This is a genomic window from Orbaceae bacterium lpD01 (assembly GCA_036251705.1).
Lineage (GTDB): Bacteria > Pseudomonadota > Gammaproteobacteria > Enterobacterales > Orbaceae > Utexia > Utexia brackfieldae.
This window is the reverse complement of sequence record CP133959.1, coordinates 1,045,140-1,065,839: the sequence shown is the minus strand read 5'-3', so window position 1 is coordinate 1,065,839 and position 20,700 is coordinate 1,045,140. Positions and strand designations below refer to the sequence as shown.

Below are 20,700 nucleotides of genomic sequence, written 5' to 3'. Positions count from 1 at the left end.
GACCTAAATTTAGACAGAGAGACGACTATTGTTTATTCGTTTTTGCTAATTGCGCTGCAGTGTGTTGCTCAATCGCAAATTGACGACGGCCCCCCGGACGAGGAACCAAGTCACCTAACATCACTTCATAGCCACCATCAACCACCAGCTCACTACCATTTGTATAATCAGCACGTTTACTAGCAAGATAGAGAACGGCATTGGCGATATCCTTTGTTTCACCAATCCGGCGACTGGCGATCATCCGTGTTCGACCCTGCTCTACCGCTTTATCTTCATAGAATTTTTTGGATAAGGGCGTTTTCACAAAGCAGGGACAGATCGCATTACTACGAATACCAAATTGTCCCCATTCAGCGGCGATTTGTTTAGATAGCATCGCGATGGCGGCTTTGGTTGCACTATAAGCACCACTATAAGTTTCTGGGGTATGAGCGGCAACGGTGGCAATATGTACCATGCGCCCTGATTGTTGGGTTATCATTAAACGACCAAAACGTTGCGACATTAAAAAATAGCCTGTCATATTAACATTAATGGTTTGATTCCACTCTTCAAGCGGCAAATCTTCTAATGGACAAAAACGTAAAATAGCGGCGGTATTGACTAAAACATCACAGCGCCCAAACGTCTCTTTTACCTTTGCAACAGCCGCATCGACCTCTATTTCCAAAGTCGTATTGCAACCGATACCAATAGCCTGAATACCAAATTCGTCGTTTAATGCTTGGGCAAATTGTTGGCATTTTTCTTTATCAAGATCGATCAAGACTAAGCGGGCTTTTTGCTTGGCAAATTCACGTGCAATCTCGGTGCCCATTCCCCCCACGGCACCAGTAATAACACAAACATCAGACTCGAGTGCTAACCAATTATTATGCATATAAACCTCAATAAATTAAATGAGTTAATGAAAATGATATCCTCTTTTTACCATAAAAAACCCGACGATGACTAATGCTATTTTTATTCATGTTAACATTTTGATAATCAACAAAAATGCGCAAAAATTGTTAAAAAGCATGCTTTCACCATGATTTCCAGCCAAAATTCAACATAATTCATTAACATAAATCATTAATATTTATAACGATTAAGATAAAATATGCTAAACTTAGCCTATTAATTGTAAAAAACCATACTAGATCATTATGTTTCAGAATAATTCACTACTTGCCCAACTCAAACAGCAGTTACAAAAAGAGACGCCTCGTATTCAAGGGATGGTAAAAGCACATGAAAAAGGCTACGGCTTTTTAGTGTTAGATAATAAGAAAAGCTACTTTATACCGGTCGCACAGATGCGAAAATTGTTGAATGGCGATATTGTTGAAGGCACAATTCAAATTAATGGCGATAAAGAACAATTTGAACCTGAAAAAGTGATTGAAAGTGCGGTTAATCAATTTGTTGGCCGTGTCGAGTGCCAGACCAAACAGCTGGTTGTGTATGCCAAATATCATCATATAATCCATCCGATAAAATGTCAGGTAAGTCCGCATATTCAAGAAACACTGGCAACCGGTGATTGGGTCAGTGCCAAACTGGTTGCACGGCCATTACAAAATGGACAAACCGCTTTTCTGGCCGAGATTACTGATTTTATTGCCACCGCCAATGATCCGCTGGCTCCTTGGTTAACCACCTTAAGTCACTACCAGCTTGAGGTGAGTGCACCTATCTTAGACATTGATCTACAGCTGAGTGAACAGGAACAGTATCTGCGTCAAGATCTTTGTAATTTACCCTTCTTCTCTATTGATAATAAAGAGACACAGGATATTGATGATGCTATCTGCGTCGAACAAAATGAAGCAGGGCAATTTGTCCTAACCGTAGCGATAGCGGATCCGACCGCTTATCTCTCTCAGCAACAAGATCTTGATAAAGTGGCTAGCCAGAGATTATTTACCACCTACTTACCTGAATTTAATGTACCCATGTTACCGCCCGAAATGAGTGATGATCACTGCTCATTAAAATTAAATGAGAAGCGCGCTGCGGTTATCTGCCGTGTGACAATTGATGAGCAAGGTAATCCGGTTTCGCAAGCCGATTTCTCAACCGCCTGGATTAGTTCAAAAGCCAAACTAGATTATACCGCTGTGTCTGATTATCTCGAGGGTAATCAATCCTGCCAACCGGATAATCAGATCATCGACAAGCAGCTTCATTTACTGCATCAACTGTGTTTGTGTCGAATCGAGTGGCGAAAAATAAACTCACTGCTATTTAAAGACAGAGAAGAGTACCGATTTATACTTGATAGCCAACGTCAGGTCATCGATATTGTGCAAGACAATCGTCGCATCGGTCATCAAATGATTGAAGAAGCGATGATTTTAGTCAATCAGGCACTGGCCTATTACTTGCAGCAGCATATTGGTATGGCTGTCTTTAATGTTCATGCTGGTTTTGATAGCAAACATTTAGACATGATCGTCAAATTATTGAATAAATATGATATCACTGAGTTTGATAAAATCCGCTTAGCCACTTTTGAAGGCTACAAAGCGCTACGTAAACAGATCGCCGATAAACCCTATATTGAATCGCGGATTTTACGTTATCAGACGGCGGCCGATTTTGTCTTAGAAGCAGCGCCGCACTATGGCTTAGGTCTGGCGCTTTATACGACCTGGACTTCGCCATTAAGAAAATATAGTGATATGCTGAACCATCGTTTATTAAAGGGTATTATCTATAAACAACCCGTCATTAAGCCTTGCGAATCAGTACTCAAAGGTATCAATGAACGCAGAAAACGCTTACGTTTAGCTGAAAGAGAACTGGCTAAATATCTCTACAGTCAATATCTCAAAGATCGTTTAGGCCAAGGCTTTACTGCCGAGGTATTTGATATCAATAAAGGTGGCGCAAAAGTCCGATTATGTGAAATAGGCGCGGTAGCCTTTTTGCCAATGTCACTGATTCATCAAGAACGTAGCGCGGTTGAAAGCATCCCTGAAGATGGGCTGATGAAAATTAATCAGCTAGAAGCCTTTCGTATCGCAGATAAAATCAATGTCACGCTGCATGAAGTTAAAATGGACAACAATGCGATTATTGTCAAATATCAGGCAGCCGCACCAATGCCAGTGATACCAGAATAGCCCCAGTATCTGTCATATCTATCTGTTAAAATACAGTGAACGGTCTTAGCCGTTCACTGCTATCTGGATATCTTATTCAGCTTAACAATAACATTGAGTCACTTATTCGCAAAACTGATGCCTATTCTACTTAACCTTGGCTTACCTAAACGCATCGCTCATCTGAATAATTAGCATAACCTAAAATAAGTCTTCTAGCGATCATACCCAGAAGTTAATATTATTTTTAATCTACTCTTTCTCTTTATTTAACAATAAATTATTATCTAGATCTCGCTCATCAAAAATGGACTAAAATATGGACCATACAATAAATAAACCGCGCGGATTTCTCAATCGAATCGAGCGTATTGGTAATGCAATGCCCAATATTACGATATTATTTTTATATGCATTAATCATTTGTTGGCTACTCTCTTTTTTACTCTCTTTTATTGAGTTTGATTATATCAATCCAAGAACCTCACAGCGTATTGAAGTCATCAATATGTTTGGTTATCAGCAAATTATTCAGTTTTTAACCATGATGGTACATAATTTTATTAACTTTCCGCCGTTAGGCATCACATTGGTCGCCACTTTAGGGATAGGTATTGCTGAAGGTAGTGGTTTTATTAAAACCGCACTGAAGAAGATGCTTAAATTAATTTCCCCGAAAATGTTGACGCCAACTGTTGCCTTTGTCGGGATATTTGCCCATGTGGTCTCCGATTCGGCTTACGTCATCATTATGCCGGTTTCAGCACTTATCTTCTATCTTAACGGTCGTCATCCTTTAGCGGGCATCGCTACCGCATTTGCTGGGCTTGCCGGTGGCTTTTCCGCCAGTTATACTCCTTCAAAAATTGATCCGATCATGCAAAGTTTTACGCAAAATGCTGCCCAGATTATCGATTCGAATTATACGGTCAATGTACTCTGTAACTATTTTCTCAGCTTTGGTAGTACATTTCTGGTGATTGGGGTATGTTGGTTTATCACCGAAAAAATTGTCGAACCCTGGCTCAATAAAACTTGTCCGATCGATACCCATCGTACCATCGATATCGCTGAAAATATGCAGACAATCAGCCCAGCAGAGGCCAAAGGTTTTACCTGGGCCGGTTTTTCTATCATTGGGTTGATTGTTTTATTGATTGTATTACTTTATCCCGACAGCTCCCCCTTTCGTGCGCCAAATGGCAGTCTGACCAGTTCAGAGGCACCCATAATGAAAGCGATTGTACCACTACTGTTCATCTTTTTTGCTGTCCCGGGACTGGTCTACGGTATACTTTCTGGCACCTTTAAATCATCAAAAGATGTTACTCGCTCGATGGAAAAAGTCCTCACCGCATTAATCTCTTTTTTAGTCTTCAGTTTCTTTGCCGCACAGTTTTTATACTCTTTTGATAAATCAAACTTAGGCGCCCTGCTCTCACTCTCAGGAGCCGAACTACTAAAAACCTTACATATGCCTTCGGGATTGACCATTCTTGGCGTCATTTTACTCACAGCTGTCATCAATTTAATTATCACCTCTGCCACCTCTAAATGGGCTATTATGGCACCGGTCTTAATACCGATGTTAATGTCAGTCGGTATCTCACCAGAGCTAACACAGGCCGCTTTTAGGATTAGTGATTCAGCAGTGAATGTCTGTACACCGATGTTTGCGTTCTATCCACTGATTTTATCTTATTGTAATAAATACTGTGAAAAAGCCGGTATCGGCACCTTATGCTCGATGATGATTCCCTATACAATCGGTCTGTTAATCGCCCTGTCAGCGATGCTCTATTTTTATTGGTGGTTCGATATTCCATTGGGTTTTGATAGTCGTTATAGCTATATTCCTGGCATGATAAAATAGAAGAGGAGCCGAAAAATGATCAGTAAACAGTTAACCGAGCGTTTCTTTCGATACGTGAGTATCGCCTCACAAAGTGATGCGGCAGCGACACAGGTGCCAAGTACTACAGGGCAACGAAAATTAGCCACACAACTCGCCAGTGAGCTCACTGAAATCGGCTTAAACGATATTTATATCGATGAGCATAGTGTGCTGACCGCCCATTTTAAAGGTCAAAAAACACAAGCGCCCACAATCGGCTTTGTAGCTCATCTTGATACGGTTGATGTCGGATTATCTGCCAGCATCAAACCACAAGTATTGCACTTTACCGGCCAAGATCTCTGTTTAAATCCCGCACAAGATATCTGGCTTAAGGTTTCCGAACATCCTGAAATTTTCCCCTATCAAGGTGATGAGATTATTGTTAGTGATGGTACCAGTGTGCTTGGCGCAGACAATAAAGCCGCGATTAGTGTCATCATGACATTGATGGCAAGATTAATAGCAAATCCCACTGAATTTGGCGATATCTATATCGCTTTTGTCCCTGATGAAGAGATCGGTTTACGTGGTGCCAAATTGATGGATTTAAATCGATTCCCAGTTGATTTTGCTTACACGATTGATTGCTGCCAGTTAGGTGAAATAGTGTATGAAACATTTAATGCCGCTTCCGCCGCTATTCATATTAAAGGGGTAACCGCGCATCCGATGTCAGCAAAAAATGTTTTAGTCAACCCAATCCAGGTGATGCATGATTTTATCAGTTGTTTTGATAAACACGATACGCCGGAACATACTGAACTTCGTGAGGGCTATTTCTACTTTACCCAGCTACAAGCTAATGCCGATAGTGCTAATATCAAGATGTCAATCCGAGACTTTGATAAAAATAGTTATCTCGCTCGCAAACAGGCCATTGGTGAAGCGGTAAAAAAAGTACAGGAACAATATCCAAAGGCAAAAATCAGTTATCAAATTGTCGATGTTTACAGCAATATCCATGATGCATTAAGTGAAGATAAAACCGCCATAGAACTGATTTTCAGCGCCATGAAAACCTTAGCGATTGAACCTAAAGTCATCGCAATGCGAGGCGGGACTGATGGCTCAGCACTATCAACTCGTGGTATTTTCACGCCAAACTACTTTACCGGCGCGCATAATTTTCACTCCTGTTTTGAGTTTTTACCGATGCAATCTTTTCTCAAAAGCTATCTTGTGACCGAAAAAATCTGCCAGCTGGCTGGTCGTTTAGTCATAAAATAGACCTTCTCATGGGCAATAAAAAACCGTGATAGATTATTCGCTATCACGGTTTCACAAAGACGAACATCAAACTTAATGTTTCAACATAAAATAACCAATTGAAACGGCAATTAATCCTAATACGACATTTAACAATAGATATAATCCTGCTTTAAGATATTGCGCCTGGATTAATAGATTTAACGTATCTAAAGAGAATGAAGAAAAAGTGGTAAAACCGCCTAAGATACCGACCATAATTAGCGGCCTCCAATGAGGTGAAACCAGTATATTGGTTTCTAACATAGCTAGCACTAAACCAATAAAAAATGAGCCGATAACATTGACGATCAACGTGCCATAGGGAAAAGCACTGCCAAGGTACTGCACTGCCCAAACTGAGGTGAGGTAGCGTAAAATAGAGCCGACGGCGCCACCCAAAGCAACCATAATCAATATCATTTTTATTTTTACTCCAACATCATCCATGCAAAACTTTTTTATCGATTATCACGACCTATTTCACGACCCTAAATGTTGGGCCAGCGGTCTTCTCAGTCTTTTTCTTTTCTGCGGGTAACGATTCCGCTGATGCAGCCGATGGGGTATTCGACTGGGTTTCATATTGCGGCTCTGGCGCAAAACCTAATCCTGCGCTATTTTCTCGCGCATAGATAGCTTCAATAGCGGCCATCGGCACATTAATTTGCCGCAAAACCCCATTAAATCTCGCGCTAAAAGTGATACCATCATTATTCATCAAATATTGACCCACTGAGTGAGGAGCAATATTCAGAACGATTTTATCATCCGCAATGTATTCAGCCGGGACATCAACCCCCTCTTTTGTCGCATCAACCACGACCAAAGGTGTTAATTCATTATCTAAAATCCAGTCATAAAAAGCACGAAATAAGTAAGGTCGTCTTGGTAATAACTTTTCTTCAGAAAATTCCATCTACTATGCCCTTATTTTTTTCTCATCATCAGTTAACGATTCAATAAATGAATGACGTTCAAATAAACGCGCCATATAAGGCAGTAGATTTTTCTCAGCCACTTTAGGTAAAGTCAAATCAAGCAATGGTAAACGCCATAAAAGCGGTGCCATATAACAATCATTTAGGCTAAAATCCTCGCTCATAAAATAAGGTTTCTCTTTAAACAGCGCAGAGATAGCGGTTAAATCGTCCTGTAATGTTTTGCGTGCATTGGCAGCTTCAGGTGAGTTGGGTGCTTTAATAATCGTTTCATAAGCTGTGTACCATTCACGACGAACACGAAACATCACTAAACGAGCCTGCGCTCTGGCAATGGGATAAACAGGCATAAGTGGGGGATGAGGAAAACGTTCATCTAGATATTCTAATGCGATATGTGGCTCAAACAAAGTTAAGTCGCGATCAATCAACGTTGGAATGGTTCCATATGGATTTAGATCAAGTAACTCTTGTGGTAAGTTATTGGGTTCGACTAGCTCGACCTCAACTGTGACACCTTTTTCTGCTAGCACTAAGCGAATCTGGTGACTATATATACTACTCGTATCTGAAAAAAGCGTCATAACAGAACGTTTATTAACAGCAACAGCCATACCTACTCCAATATAATATCAACTAGATAATTAACGATACTGGCTATTTTAGCAAATTGATAAACAAATTTGTAAAAAATCTCGCCTAAATGAAATAACTTTTACTTAAAAAGAAAAAACCCAGCAAAAAGCTGGGTTTTTTGACGCATAAAATACGATTAACGTTTAGAGAATTGTGGACGACGACGTGCTTTACGTAGACCCACTTTCTTACGTTCAACTTTACGTGCATCTCGAGTAACAAACCCGGCTTGACGTAATGTTGGGCGCAATGTTTCATCATATTCCATCAACGCACGAGTAATACCGTGGCGAATCGCACCTGCTTGACCTGAAATACCACCACCCGTTACGGTAATATATAAATCAAGTTTACCTGTCATTTCAACTAACTCAAGCGGTTGCATAACAACCATACGTGCCGTATCTCGGCCGAAGTATTGCTCTAAGCTACGTTGATTGATAACGATACTACCACTACCCGGTTTAATAAATACACGAGCAGATGAACTTTTTCGGCGACCTGTACCGTAATATTGATTCTCAGCCATCTTTTATCCCCTTAAATATCCAATACTTGCGGTTGTTGCGCCGCGTGATTGTGTTCGCTACCTGCGTAAACTTTTAATTTACGATACATTGCACGACCAAGAGGACCTTTTGGCAACATGCCTTTTACAGCAATCTCAATAACTTGTTCAGGATGACGTTCGATCATCTCGTTAAAAGTTGCCTCTTTAAGACCACCAATATATCCAGTATAACGGTAATACATTTTATCAGTACGCTTTCTGCCTGTTACAGCTACTTTCTCTGCGTTAAGAACGATAATGTAATCACCGGTATCAACATGTGGAGTATATTCTGGTTTATGCTTACCGCGTAAACGGCTTGCGATTTCAGTTGCTAAACGACCTAAAGTTTTACCTGTCGCATCAACAACATACCAGTCACGTTTTACAGTTTCTGGTTTAGCTGAAAAAGTTTTCATTCTAGGATTATCCAATTTCAATAATTAATCTCACGTTAATGAAAAAAGCAATTGCTTGATTCATTTACACTTTTATCTAAGCCATCCACCCCTTCGAGCGATGAATTAAATATTAACACAATGTTGGGAAAAACATTGTCGTAACGTGGGTGCGCGTTATTATACCGAAAATTATTTAAAGTGCTAGTCCGAAATAGAAAGAATTTATTTTTCTTATTAAAAAGTGGCGGAAGTCTATTAATGTCATCAGAAGGCAAGTGATAAGAGATGTGAACACATCGGCTTATCGCTTGCCTCCCTCGTGGTGCTTTTTACGTGTTTAGCTTTGCGTTGATAGCTTCCTTTGCCTTTGCGATTTTTTTCTATACGCTGCCGAAATAGCAGATCATGTAGTAATGCCTCAATAGCATTCTCTTTTATGATCCCTTTTTTATGTTGATATTGACCCATTTTCTCTCCAAAATTAGTTGAATTTCTGTTGAATAAACGCTCTTTTAATATGACGATGTCGTGCAATAATATCAGTAACAGGTATGATTTTTTTCAGGCTATAACGCACAAAGCTTGATCATATCAATCACGATAAGATTAAACATAATCAAAATAAATCGTTGCACTTGCTGACAAATTATAACCATTTGTTAACAAATGATCATTATAATATAGTTAAATGAAACAACTTGCTTGCTAACCTCTCAGGTTTCTTTTAACCTATCCAGCCTCTTCCATCTCTTGGTTATCACTTTATGGATAAAAGATTTATACAAGCCAATAAAGAAGCAAAGCTCTCACTCATTCTGACCCTCATCTACCTGACTGCTTGGTTGGTTTCAGCCTATTTACTGGGGAATACATCTGGACTGTTTGGTCTCCCGCTCTGGTTTGAAGTCTCGTGTCTGTTTTTACCTATTGGCTTTATTTTACTCTGTTGGCTGGTGGTAAAATATAAGTTTATTAACATGTTACTCGACGCTCCGACTAAAAACAAATAACAATATGACTATGCATACTGAAATTATTATACCACTGGTACTCTATTTATTATTCGTCTTCGCCTTATCAGGCTACGCTTATTTTAAGCGTCAATCCGTCAACCAGTTTACCGAATATTTTATTGGTAATCGCACAATGGGTGGCTTTTTATTAGCGATGACCTTAGCCGCGACTTATATTAGTGCTAGTTCCTTTATCGGTGGCCCTGGCGCCGCTTATAAATTTGGCTTAGGTTGGGTATTACTCGCCATGATACAGGTGCCAACTATTTTATTATCACTGGGTATCTTAGGTAAAAAATTTGCGATTCTGGCACGTCAATATAATGCGATCACCCTCAGCGATATGCTCTATGCGCATTATAAAAGTCATCTGATTGTCTGGTTTTCCAGTATTGCGATTATTGTCGCCTTTGTCGGTGCGATGACAGTTCAATTTGTGGGTGGCGCTTATTTACTTGAAACCGCTGCCGGTATTCCCTATAAAATCGGTCTCTTTGTTTTCGGTATTGGCACAGTACTCTATACCGCATTTGGTGGTTTTAAAGCCAGTATTCTCAATGACGCCTTTCAAGGCATTGTCATGTTAGTCGGCGCCATTCTACTCTTAACGGCGATTATTTACGCCGGTGGTGGAGTGACTCAAACCGTACAAACATTAAAAGCGATAGATCCCGCCTTACTTACGCCAACCGGTCCCAATAATTTTATGGATTTTCCATTCATGATCTCATTTTGGGTGTTAGTCTGTTTTGGTGTCGTCGGACTACCGCATACAGCTATTCGGTGTATGGCATATAAAGATAGTAAAGCGCTACACCGCGCAATTATTATTGGTACGATCGTTATCGCAGTGATTATGCTCACCATGCACTTAGCCGGTGCGCTTGGGCGCGTGATTTTACCCGAACTAACCGTGCCAGATCAAGTGGTTCCCCAGTTAATTATCAAAGTATTACCGCCCTTTGCCGCAGGCATTTTTTTAGCCGCGCCCCTGGCGGCAATTATGTCAACCATTAATGCGCAACTACTACAAGTGTCATCGGTGATGATTAAAGATCTGCTGTTAAGAGCGGTGCCCGAAAATAAAATGAGCGATAAGACCTTAACCCGATTATCAGTAACGATTACCTTTCTCTTTGGTGCACTGTTGATTCTTACCGCATGGCATCCACCTGAGATGATTATCTGGTTAAATCTGCTGGCATTTGGTGGACTAGAAGCCGTCTTCTTATGGCCACTGGTACTTGGCTTATACTGGAAAAAAGCCAACGCTTGCGGTGCGCTAAGTTCCATGATCTGTGGCGCACTAAGTTATACACTTTTAGCCAGCTTTGATATAAAATTGCTCAATTTGCACCCAATAATCCCCGCCTTGATTATTGGACTTATCACCTTTTGGATTGGTAACCAATTCAGTAAAACAGCGAGATAAATGACATCATGCCTTGGATTCAAATCAAGATAAATACCACCGATCAATCAGCTGAAGCGTTAAGTGACTGCTTAACTGAATTAGGCGCATTATCGGTCACCTTTCAAGATACCTATGATACGCCGATTTTTGAACCATTACCGGGTGAAACCAGATTATGGGGCAATACCGATGTGATCGGTTTATTTGATGCGCAGACAGATACCGATATGGTAATCGCTGCTTTACACAATACCCCATTATTTCATTCGCAAACCCATTATAAAATCGAGCAATTGGAAGATAAAGATTGGGAACGTGAGTGGATGGATAACTTTCATCCCCTTAAATTTGGCCAACGTTTATGGATTTGTCCTAGCTGGCGTGAAATTCCTGAGCCTGATGCGGTAAATGTCATGCTTGATCCTGGACTTGCCTTTGGTACTGGCACCCATCCAACTACCGCGATGTGTTTAAGCTGGTTAGACAGTTTAGATTTGACAGGAAAAACGATTATCGATTACGGATGCGGCTCAGGTATTTTAGCGATTGCGGCATTAAAATTAGGAGCTATAAGTGCAATTGGTGTTGATATTGATCCACAGGCACTACAAGCAAGTCAGGCAAATGCTGAACGTAATCATGTTGATGATAGACTCACGCTACTGTTAGCCAAAGATTTAACCGATGATATTCAGGCTGATATCGTCGTGGCCAATATCTTAGCCGGACCATTAAAAGAGCTGGCTCCACAAATAATCCAACGCGTCAATCCTCACGGTCTATTAGGACTATCGGGTATCTTAGCCACACAAGCCAGCAGTGTCAGTGCTGCCTATCAAGACGATTTTACGATTGATGAGGTTGTTGAGCTAGAAGAGTGGTGCAGAATTACCGGTAAAAAATTAAGCTGAGCCTTCCCTCTCGCTCAATTAATTGGTAAAACAAATCGTTATTAAGCATTTTGATAGCTTAAGTAAAATATTAAACAATTTGTGCAAAATTTAACATTTTTTTTATATTTGCCTCTTTTATCTGAAACAAAAAGTGCGTAATATACGCGACCCTAAAGGGGAAATAAGCATGTCAGCCGTTAATATCAAGATTGGTAATTTAGAATTAAAGAGCCGATTAATTGCGGCGCCGATGGCTGGAATTAGTGACAGAGCATTTCGCAGTTTATGCTGCCAAATGGGCGCAGCAATGGCAGTATCAGAAATGCTGTTGGCTAATCCAGATCTCTGGCATACCGATAAATCTGCGCTTAGAATGGCGTCAAAAGACGAAAACCATATTCGGGCCGTACAGATTGTTGGTGCTGACCCACAGGAGATGGCGAACGCAGCGCAGCTGTGCGCTGCAAGTGGCGCACAACTCATTGATATTAATATGGGATGTCCCGCAAAAAAAGTGAATAAAAAACTAGCAGGTTCTGCATTACTGCAATATCCTATACTAGTGGAACAAATTTTGAGCACTGTGGTAAAATCTGTTGATATACCTGTGACATTAAAAATTCGTACGGGATGGAATAAAGACAATATTAATTGTCTTGAAATTGCTAAGATTGCCGAAGGTTCAGGTATCTCAGCATTAACTATCCATGGACGCACACGCGCCTGTTTATTTAATGGTGAGGCGGAATATGATTCGATCCGAAGCGTGAAGCAGCACATCAATATACCGGTCATTGCTAATGGTGATATTACTTCGCCAGAAAAAGCCAAAGCAGTGCTTGAGTATACGGGTGCGGATGGTCTGATGATAGGCCGTTGCGCTCAAGGTAATCCTTGGATCTTTGAGCAAATCGAGTATTACCTGCGACATGGGAAGTTGCTACAAAAAAAATCGCTAATAGAGAAAGCTCCACTAATCAACGATCATGTGCGAGCTTTACATAATCTGTACGGTGAATATAAAGGATTAAGAATTGCTCGCAAGCATGTTAGTTGGTATTTACAGGACTATGCCCAGAGCGAACAATTTAGGCGCTTATTTAATGCTATTGATAATGCCGAGCAGCAATTTATAGCATTAGAAGCATTTTTTAGTACAACACATTTATCACAAAAGAGTTAATAATACTATGTCAGAAATACGCGTTACAGCAGATGCTTTGAAATTCACTACTGTAAACTCTCAGGATCAAATTACTCAAAAGCCATTAAGAGATTCAGTTAAACAAGCTTTAAGAAACTATTTGTCACAACTAAATGGTCAAGATCCAACTGATCTTTACGAATTAGTTTTAGCTGAAGTTGAGCACCCTTTCCTTGATATGGTCATGCAATATACTCGTGGTAACCAAACACGTGCAGCAAACATGTTAGGTATCAACCGTGGTACGTTACGTAAAAAACTTAAACAGTATGGCATGAGCTAATCGAGCAGATTATCTCGTCCCTTCAAATAAGGCATCGTTTTCACGATGCCTTATTTTTTTACTTAGTCAATTTCTTCAGTAAAATATTCAGTAGAACCCCATAAAGCGGCAAGAAAAACAGCGCACATATTAATATCTTAAAACTATAATCAATCGTGGCAATTTCAATCCAATGATTTGCCATAAACGGATCATCACTGCGATAAAAAGCAATGCTAAAAAATACTATGGTATCGATCATATTACCAAAAATAGCCGCCGCAGAAGGCGCAATCCACCAACGCATATTCTGACGTAAATAGTTAAAGATGGTAATATCCATTAACTGGCCAATAGCATAAGCAGCAAAGCTCGCCAGTGCAATTCTGGCCACAAACAGATTAAATACGACGACAGCACCGAACCCAGTCCAGACACCTTCAAAAAAGAGTACTGAGATCAAATAAGAGAGTAATAAAGCAGGCATCATGACGACAAAAATAATTTTTCGCGCCAAACTAGCACCAAAAATACGAATCGTCAAATCGGTAGTTAAAAAGATAAACGGGAATGTGAATGCTCCCCAAGTGGTATTAAATCCCAATATCGTAAAGGGAATCTGCACTAAATAATTACTGGAAGCAATAATCACAATATGAAAAAAAGCTAATAAATATAAAGCGTGATGGCGTTGCTGGGTAGTAAAAGTATACATGTAATCTGACCTTTTTATCATTTTATGGGGTTAGGGAACCCATTTTATTGGCTAAATAAATGGCTAAACTAGTTTGGCGTAACTGGCAACTTGGACATTCACCACAGCCCCCCGCAACACCTTGATAACAGGTATGCGTGTTTTGGTTGATATAATCTAAATAACCGAGCTGATCGGCCAGCTGCCAAGTCTGCACTTTAGTTAAATACATTAAGGGCGTTTTAATATTGAATGAATAGTCCATCGCTAAATTCAACGTCACATTCATGGATTTAATAAAGATATCACGACAATCGGGATAACCGCTAAAATCGGTTTCACAGACGCCAATAATCATATCGTGAATCTGCTGGGTTTTCGCATAAGAGGCGGCCAGTAACAGAAATAAGGCATTACGTCCATCGACAAAAGTATTTGGATAAGCCTGATCTTGCGAATGAAGGATTGGCATCGACGCATCGAGCAAAGCATTATGCGTTGTCTGCGCAATGACCGAGGTATTAATCACCCTTTGTGAGACGCCAAGATCCCGGGCAATATAGGCCGCTTTTTCTAGTTCGATATGGTGCCGCTGGCCATAATCAAAGGTAATGGTCTGAACATTCTCGCGCTGATAATCAGCGATTGCCTGAATTAAACAGGTCGTTGAATCTTGGCCTCCAGAAAAAATCACCAAGGCTTTATTTTTTTGCATTAATCTATCCTTAAGCTTAACGATTATCAATTTTCTCAGGATAGAGATCATGATTAGCCAGACGATTGAAAGCGATCTCTTGCCACCTTGTGCCAGCTTGACCATAATTCACATAAGGATCGATTGAGATCCCCCCTCTTGGGGTAAATTTACCCCATACCTCGATATACTTAGGATCCATCAACGCAATTAAATCTTTCATGATTTTATTGATACAATCCTCATGAAAATCACCTTGATTGCGAAAACTAAATAAATAGAGTTTTAGCGATTTGCTTTCAACCATATAGATGTTTGGAACATAAGAGATATAAATCGCCGCAAAATCAGGTTGTCCGGTAATCGGGCAAAGACTGGAAAATTCTGGACAGTTGAATTTAACAAAGTAATCATTATCACCATGTTTATTCTCAAATGTTTCCAGTATATCCGGCGAATAGTGGGTAGGATAGTGTACAGATTGATTACCCAATAAAGTAATCGGAGATTTGTTGGTCATTGATTTGCCTTAGTTTTTTTACGTGGGAGGATTGCGAACCACGGTATAAATAAAAAGAACACAAAATAGTGCTATTTTGTGTTCTATCGTGTCTCTTAAAAACCGAAATTAATCAAGTTTAGCAATACCTTGTTCAATTCGTTCTTTAAACTTAATACCAGGTCTGAATGTCACGACGCGACGCGCGCAAATTGACACGCTTTCACCAGTTTTTGGATTACGGCCTGGACGCGCATTTTTATCACGAACAGTGAAGTTACCGAAACCAGACAGTTTTACCGGTTCACCTTTTTCAAGCGCAACTCTTATTTCTTCAAAAAATAGCTCGACAAGTACTTTTGATTCTTGTTTATCCAGATTGAGTTTATTTGTTAAGCTTTCTGCAATATCAGCTTTTGTTAATGTCATATTATTATTCTCTTAGTAATGCATCGAAACGATTTTGCAACGCAACAACACATTTGTCAACAATATTTGTTATATCAGTGTCTTCAAGCGTCCGATAATTATCCTGTAATATCAAACTGATAGCTAAGCTCTTTTGACCTTTAGCAATATTATCACCTTGATATACATCAAATAAATTGACGCTAATCAAATTTTCACCGCCAACACGCTGACATTCAGCCACTATCTGTGCTGCTGGCACATTATCGGCGACTAAGATAGCAATATCTCGACGATTGGCCGGGAAACGAGAAATATCTTTAAACTCAGGCACGCTTCGAGTACTGATTTTATCCCAAAATAGTTCAAATAAGACCACGCGACCTTTTAAATCCAATGTCTTCTCTAATTGTGGATGAAGTACACCAATAACACCAACCTGATGATTATTGATGAATAATCCGGCACTTTGTCCTGGATGTAAGGCGGGATGCGCAATCGTTTTAAATTGAATCTTATCCTGAAAATGGGTCAGCGCTAAAATAGCCTCGACATCACCTTTAAGATCATAAAAGTTAACCGATTGTTTTGGTAAACTCCAATGTTCATCGTACAAATTACCCGTAATCACACCGGATAATACCACTTCCTGACGAACACCAAATTCAGCATGTTCATCTGGCACAAACCGTAAACCAGACTCAAATAAGCGGATCCGATTTTGCTGACGATTTTGATTATATTGCACCACATCCAAGAGCCCAGCCCATAAGGATAAGCGCATCGTCGACATTTCACTTGAAATCGGATTTGATAACACTAATGCGGATTGACCCGGATGCAGCAGTGCTTGTAATTTAGGATCGACAAAACTATAAGTAATCGCTTCCTGGAAACCACGATCGACCAGCAGCTGTTTTGCTCCGACTAGCGATAGATTTCTTTCTGGTAGATTTGAGATAACTGGCTCAATCTTCATTAAACTATTAGGAATATTGTTATAGCCATAAATACGGGCAATTTCTTCAACCAAATCTTCTTCAATCTGTAAATCAAAACGCCAGCTTGGTGCGGTTACTTGCCATACTTTATCTTGATAAATAACCTGACAGCCTAGTCGAACTAAGATATCCATAATGCGCTGTGCATCAATTTTATAACCAATCAGTGCATCAACTTTTTCAGCGCGCAGCGAGATTTGTGCCGATTTAGGTAAAGCACCTTCATCAATTGCTTCAATAATCGGTCCGGCATGACCACCACAAATACTGAGTAGCAATGTGGTTGCTCTCTCCATCGCGCCATGCTGCATTTGTGGATCAACGCCACGCTCATATCGATGTGAAGCATCGGTATGTAAACCATATTCACGTGCTTTACCGGCGATGGTCAGCGGCGCAAAGAAAGCAGCTTCGAGTAAGATATCTTGGGTCTCATCACTCACACCTGATGCTTTACCACCAAAAATCCCTGCTAATGCTAAGACCTTATGATCATCAGCAATCACTAAAGTTTTCGGTTTAATCTCAATCTCATTGCCATCTAATAAGACTAATTTCTCATTTGGCTGACCATAACGAACCTGGATCTCCCCCTCGATTTTTTGTAAATCAAAGGCGTGCATCGGATGGCCTAACTCAAGCAAGACAAAATTAGTAATATCAACGACCGCATCAATAGAACGGATCCCACCACGACGTAATTTCTCTTTCATCCATAATGGGGTCTGCGCTTTAACATTAATACCTTTGATGATTCGCGCTAAATATTTCGGTGCCGCTTGAGGCTCTGCAATGCTAACGGTAATCTTATCAGCAATCGTGACAGCCGCGGTTTTGAACTCAGCTTTTGCCATCGGAACATTATTCACAGCAGAGATATCTCGCGCAATCCCAATAATGCCAAAGCAATCAGCACGATTAGGGGTCACACTAATATCGATAATATGATCATCGAGTTTTAAATAGGTTCTGAGATCTTGCCCGAGTGGCGCATCATCCGGTAACTCAATAATACCAGACTGCTCGTCTGAAATACCTAATTCAGAATAGGAACATAGCATCCCTTCAGAAGGTTCACCGCGTAGTTTAGCTGGCTTTATTTTAAAGTCACCCGGTAATACGGCACCTACAGTGGCACAAGCAACGGTCAATCCTTCACGACAATTTGGCGCACCGCAAACAATATTTAAGAGTTCACTTTGACCGATATCGACTTTGGTCACACGCAATTTATCCGCATTAGGATGTTGTCCACACTCGACAACGCGTCCAACCACAACGCCGCTAAAATCACCGGCAACGGCCCCAATATCATCCACTTCCAGTCCCGCCATGGTTAACTGATTGGACAATATTTCGCTACTTATCTCTGGGTTTACCCACTCACGTAGCCAACTTTCACTAAATTTCATGTATGGTTCTCCCAGAATTAATTAAACTGCTTTAAAAAACGTAAATCATTTTCAAAGAATGAGCGTAAATCCGTCACGCCATAACGTAGCATCGTTAAACGCTCAATCCCCATACCAAAGGCAAAACCAGAATAAACCTCTGGATCTATCCCCACATTGCGCAGTACATTGGGATGAACCATACCACAACCTAAGACTTCTAACCATTTGCCATTTTTACCTTTAATATCGACTTCCGCCGAAGGCTCAGTAAACGGGAAGTAACCCGGACGGAAACGAATCTCCATATCTTCTTCAAAGAAATAGTGCAGAAAATCATGCAATAACCCTTTCAGATGAGTAAAACTAATATCTTTATCGACCAGTAAACCTTCGATTTGATGAAACATTGGCGTATGCGTTTGGTCATAATCATTTCGGTAAGTGCGACCTGGGGCAATCATGCGAATAGGTGGCTGGGTATTTTGCATTGTACGAATTTGTACACTTGAGGTTTGTGTACGCAGTAATCGGTCAGCATCGAACCAAAACGTATCATGATCAGCACGCGCAGGATGATGAGCAGGAATATTTAAAGCATCAAAATTATGATAAGCATCTTCGATTTCAGGTCCGGTTTTCACCGCAAATCCGAGCTGACCAAAAAAGGTCTCTAAACGAATAATGGTACGGGTAATTGGATGTAAGCCACCTGCAGGCATTTTTTTACCCGGCAGCGTCACATCAATCCGCTCACCTTCAAGTTTGGCATTGAGTGCTTGTGTATCAAAATAATTTTTTCTTTCATTTAACAGATCAACAACTTGCTGTTTAGCATCATTAATTGTCTGCCCAACTGCGGGGCGCTCTTCTGCGGGTACATCTCGAAGTGAAGCCATCTGTAAAGTAAAATAGCCCTTCTTACCTAAATATTCGACACGTATCTGTTCGATTGCATTGCTATCGGCTGCATTTTCAATCGCCGCTTTCGCATTTTTAACTAATTCTGCTAATTGAGACATAGCATCCTCTTTTTTGTGATCATCCGATATAGAAATTACTGGTATAAAAAAAGCCTCTTTAAGAGGCTTTTCAATTATTTTCCATTTTTCATTTCGCCCCAAAATGAACTAGATTCTAAAGCTAAAAAAGAAACGGAAAATAACTGTGTTCATTTAGACTATCCTAAATTTTTTAATACCAAATCAATGATTATTTTAATAAAATAAAGGCTGAATAAATCAGCCTTTACCAAACGATTATAATGCAGCTTTCGCTTTTTCAACTAATGCAGCAAAGGCATTTTTGTCGAATACAGCAATATCAGCAAGGATCTTACGATCGATCTCAATTGAAGCTTTCTTTAAACCGTTGATGAAACGGCTGTAAGATAAACCACATTGACGAGCTGCAGCATTAATACGCACAATCCATAATTGACGGAATTGACGTTTACGCTGACGACGGTCACGATAGGCGTATTGACCAGCTTTGATAACTGCTTGGAAAGCAACACGATACACACGTGAACGTGCACCATAATAACCTTTTGCTTGTTTTAGAACTTTCTTGTGACGTGCACGAGCAATAACACCGCGTTTAACACGAGCCATAAATCATATCCTCTATCTATAATAATTATGAATAATTAAATTTTAAGCGTATGGAACACACGCTGAAACTAAACCTAAATCCCCTTTTGACACCATGGTCAAACCACGTAAATGACGCTTACGCTTAGTTGATTTTTTAGTCAGGATATGACTTTTGTTGGCTTGCTTGTGTTTAAAACCACCAGAAGCTGTTTTTTTAAAGCGCTTAGCTGCGCCACGAACTGTTTTAATTTTTGGCATAATAGTTAATTTCCACTTCGCATTGTTAATAACATAAAATAATAGGTGTAACTATCTGACGATAATCAGCTTGCAAACCTATTATTTCTTCTTCGGAGCTAACACCATAATCATCTGTCGTCCTTCAATCTTACTTGGGTAAGATTCAACCACAGCTAATTCAGAAAGATCTTGTTTGATGCGTTCAAGCATCTCCATACCAATCTGTTGATGTGCCATTTCACGACCACGAAAACGTAATGTGACTTTGGCTTTATCTCCATCTTCAAGAAAGCGAACCAGGCTGCGGAGTTTTACCTGATAATCACCTTCGTCTGTACCAGGTCGGAATTTAATTTCCTTAACCTGAACAACTTTTTGCTTCTTCTTCTGCTCTTTAGTCGCCTTACTCTTTTCATAGATGAACTTACCGTAATCCATAATTCGACAAACAGGCGGTTCTGCATTTGGACTAATCTCGACTAAATCCATTCCTGTTTCTACGGCTTGTCTAAGCGCCTCATTTAGACTAACGATGCCTAGTTGTTCACCATCGACACCTGTTAATCTGAGCTCACGTGCAGTAATTTCATCATTAATCTTGTGTGCACGCGTTGTTTGAATACGTTTTCC

Annotated in this window: 24 protein-coding genes, 1 riboswitch and 1 other annotated feature; of the genes, 8 read left to right on the top strand and 16 right to left on the bottom strand. The window is 40.2% G+C overall.

All coding sequences use genetic code 11. The annotated features are described in order from the left end of the window. Positions 1–25: 25 nt before the first annotated feature. A complete protein-coding gene (locus RHO15_04800) occupies positions 26–883 on the bottom strand; it encodes an SDR family oxidoreductase (GenBank protein WVD64835.1) in 858 nt (285 codons plus the stop codon). A 268-nt stretch (positions 884–1,151) separates the two neighbouring features. Here RHO15_04800 and RHO15_04795 point away from each other — a divergent pair, with 268 nt between their 5' ends. The 3 genes from RHO15_04795 to pepT all read left to right on the top strand — a co-directional run bounded on the left by RHO15_04795 (position 1,152) and on the right by pepT (position 6,216). Continuing rightward, a complete protein-coding gene (locus tag RHO15_04795; protein ID WVD64834.1) occupies positions 1,152–3,113 on the top strand; it encodes an exoribonuclease II in 1,962 nt (653 codons plus the stop codon). A gap of 298 nt (positions 3,114–3,411) precedes the next feature. Continuing rightward, a complete protein-coding gene (locus tag RHO15_04790) occupies positions 3,412–4,965 on the top strand; it encodes an AbgT family transporter (protein WVD64833.1) in 1,554 nt (517 codons plus the stop codon). Between the two features lie 15 nt (positions 4,966–4,980). Beyond that, positions 4,981–6,216: a peptidase T gene (pepT, locus tag RHO15_04785; GenBank protein ID WVD64832.1), complete on the top strand. Its 1,236-nt coding sequence runs from the start codon at positions 4,981–4,983 to the stop codon at positions 6,214–6,216. A 72-nt stretch (positions 6,217–6,288) separates the two neighbouring features. Here pepT and crcB read toward each other — a convergent pair whose 3' ends face one another. From crcB to RHO15_04755, 6 genes are all read right to left on the bottom strand, one after another. Next, positions 6,289–6,684 (bottom strand): fluoride efflux transporter CrcB, encoded by a 396-nt coding sequence (gene crcB / locus RHO15_04780; protein WVD64831.1) that lies wholly within the window; start codon positions 6,682–6,684, stop codon positions 6,289–6,291. 28 nt (positions 6,685–6,712) lie between these two features. Next, positions 6,713–7,153, bottom strand: coding sequence for a ClpXP protease specificity-enhancing factor (locus RHO15_04775; protein WVD64830.1), 441 nt, complete (start codon positions 7,151–7,153; stop codon positions 6,713–6,715). Between the two features lie 3 nt (positions 7,154–7,156). Continuing rightward, positions 7,157–7,789, bottom strand: coding sequence for a stringent starvation protein SspA (gene sspA, locus RHO15_04770; protein ID WVD64829.1), 633 nt, complete (start codon positions 7,787–7,789; stop codon positions 7,157–7,159). A 158-nt stretch (positions 7,790–7,947) separates the two neighbouring features. After that, on the bottom strand, positions 7,948–8,340 hold the full coding sequence (gene rpsI / locus RHO15_04765; protein WVD64828.1) for a 30S ribosomal protein S9: 393 nt from the start codon (positions 8,338–8,340) through the stop codon (positions 7,948–7,950). 11 nt (positions 8,341–8,351) lie between these two features. Continuing rightward, positions 8,352–8,780 (bottom strand): 50S ribosomal protein L13, encoded by a 429-nt coding sequence (gene rplM, locus RHO15_04760; protein WVD64827.1) that lies wholly within the window; start codon positions 8,778–8,780, stop codon positions 8,352–8,354. 246 nt (positions 8,781–9,026) lie between these two features. After that, positions 9,027–9,230 carry an alternative ribosome-rescue factor A gene (locus RHO15_04755; protein WVD64826.1) on the bottom strand — a complete coding sequence of 68 codons (204 nt, stop codon included), beginning with the start codon at positions 9,228–9,230 and terminating at the stop codon, positions 9,027–9,029. Between the two features lie 296 nt (positions 9,231–9,526). On the opposite strand from RHO15_04755, the gene RHO15_04750 reads away from it, so the two are divergent. From RHO15_04750 to fis, 5 genes are all read left to right on the top strand, one after another. Beyond that, positions 9,527–9,772, top strand: coding sequence for a DUF997 family protein (locus RHO15_04750; GenBank protein WVD64825.1), 246 nt, complete (start codon positions 9,527–9,529; stop codon positions 9,770–9,772). A gap of 4 nt (positions 9,773–9,776) precedes the next feature. Beyond that, positions 9,777–11,207 (top strand): sodium/pantothenate symporter, encoded by a 1,431-nt coding sequence (gene panF, locus RHO15_04745; GenBank protein ID WVD64824.1) that lies wholly within the window; start codon positions 9,777–9,779, stop codon positions 11,205–11,207. Between the two features lie 8 nt (positions 11,208–11,215). Beyond that, a complete protein-coding gene (prmA, locus tag RHO15_04740) occupies positions 11,216–12,100 on the top strand; it encodes a 50S ribosomal protein L11 methyltransferase (GenBank protein WVD64823.1) in 885 nt (294 codons plus the stop codon). A gap of 169 nt (positions 12,101–12,269) precedes the next feature. Next, positions 12,270–13,265, top strand: a complete 996-nt coding sequence (dusB, locus tag RHO15_04735) for a tRNA dihydrouridine synthase DusB (GenBank protein WVD64822.1) — start codon at positions 12,270–12,272, stop codon at positions 13,263–13,265. A gap of 7 nt (positions 13,266–13,272) precedes the next feature. Next, complete coding sequence (gene fis / locus RHO15_04730) at positions 13,273–13,569, top strand: DNA-binding transcriptional regulator Fis (GenBank protein ID WVD64821.1); 297 nt, start codon at positions 13,273–13,275, stop codon at positions 13,567–13,569. A 58-nt stretch (positions 13,570–13,627) separates the two neighbouring features. Here the strand turns inward: fis and RHO15_04725 are convergent, their stop codons facing one another. The 9 genes from RHO15_04725 to infC form a co-directional block, all read right to left on the bottom strand. Next, positions 13,628–14,263 carry a 7-cyano-7-deazaguanine/7-aminomethyl-7-deazaguanine transporter gene (locus RHO15_04725; GenBank protein ID WVD64820.1) on the bottom strand — a complete coding sequence of 212 codons (636 nt, stop codon included), beginning with the start codon at positions 14,261–14,263 and terminating at the stop codon, positions 13,628–13,630. 22 nt (positions 14,264–14,285) lie between these two features. Then, positions 14,286–15,008 (bottom strand): 7-cyano-7-deazaguanine synthase QueC, encoded by a 723-nt coding sequence (gene queC, locus RHO15_04720; GenBank protein WVD64819.1) that lies wholly within the window; start codon positions 15,006–15,008, stop codon positions 14,286–14,288. After that, positions 14,974–15,456, bottom strand: a complete 483-nt coding sequence (gene queF / locus RHO15_04715; protein ID WVD64818.1) for a preQ(1) synthase — start codon at positions 15,454–15,456, stop codon at positions 14,974–14,976. Before queF ends, queC begins: the two co-directional genes overlap by 35 nt. Before the next feature lie 3 nt (positions 15,457–15,459). Beyond that, positions 15,460–15,504: riboswitch (PreQ1 riboswitch) on the bottom strand. Positions 15,505–15,564: 60 nt separating this feature from the next. Next, positions 15,565–15,864, bottom strand: a complete 300-nt coding sequence (locus tag RHO15_04710; protein ID WVD64817.1) for an integration host factor subunit alpha — start codon at positions 15,862–15,864, stop codon at positions 15,565–15,567. A gap of 4 nt (positions 15,865–15,868) precedes the next feature. Beyond that, the gene (gene pheT / locus RHO15_04705) at positions 15,869–18,256 is read right to left on the bottom strand and encodes a phenylalanine--tRNA ligase subunit beta (GenBank protein ID WVD64816.1); all 2,388 of its coding nucleotides are present in this window, start codon (positions 18,254–18,256) and stop codon (positions 15,869–15,871) included. A gap of 17 nt (positions 18,257–18,273) precedes the next feature. Next, positions 18,274–19,257 (bottom strand): phenylalanine--tRNA ligase subunit alpha, encoded by a 984-nt coding sequence (gene pheS / locus RHO15_04700; GenBank protein ID WVD64815.1) that lies wholly within the window; start codon positions 19,255–19,257, stop codon positions 18,274–18,276. 43 nt (positions 19,258–19,300) lie between these two features. Continuing rightward, positions 19,301–19,416: a sequence feature (Phe leader region), on the bottom strand. Positions 19,417–19,494: 78 nt separating this feature from the next. Next, a complete protein-coding gene (gene rplT / locus RHO15_04695; protein ID WVD64814.1) occupies positions 19,495–19,848 on the bottom strand; it encodes a 50S ribosomal protein L20 in 354 nt (117 codons plus the stop codon). Positions 19,849–19,890: 42 nt separating this feature from the next. Next, the gene (gene rpmI, locus RHO15_04690; protein ID WVD64813.1) at positions 19,891–20,088 is read right to left on the bottom strand and encodes a 50S ribosomal protein L35; all 198 of its coding nucleotides are present in this window, start codon (positions 20,086–20,088) and stop codon (positions 19,891–19,893) included. 81 nt (positions 20,089–20,169) lie between these two features. After that, positions 20,170–20,691 carry a translation initiation factor IF-3 gene (gene infC / locus RHO15_04685; protein WVD64973.1) on the bottom strand — a complete coding sequence of 174 codons (522 nt, stop codon included), beginning with the start codon at positions 20,689–20,691 and terminating at the stop codon, positions 20,170–20,172. Between the last annotated feature and the right edge of the window lie 9 nt (positions 20,692–20,700).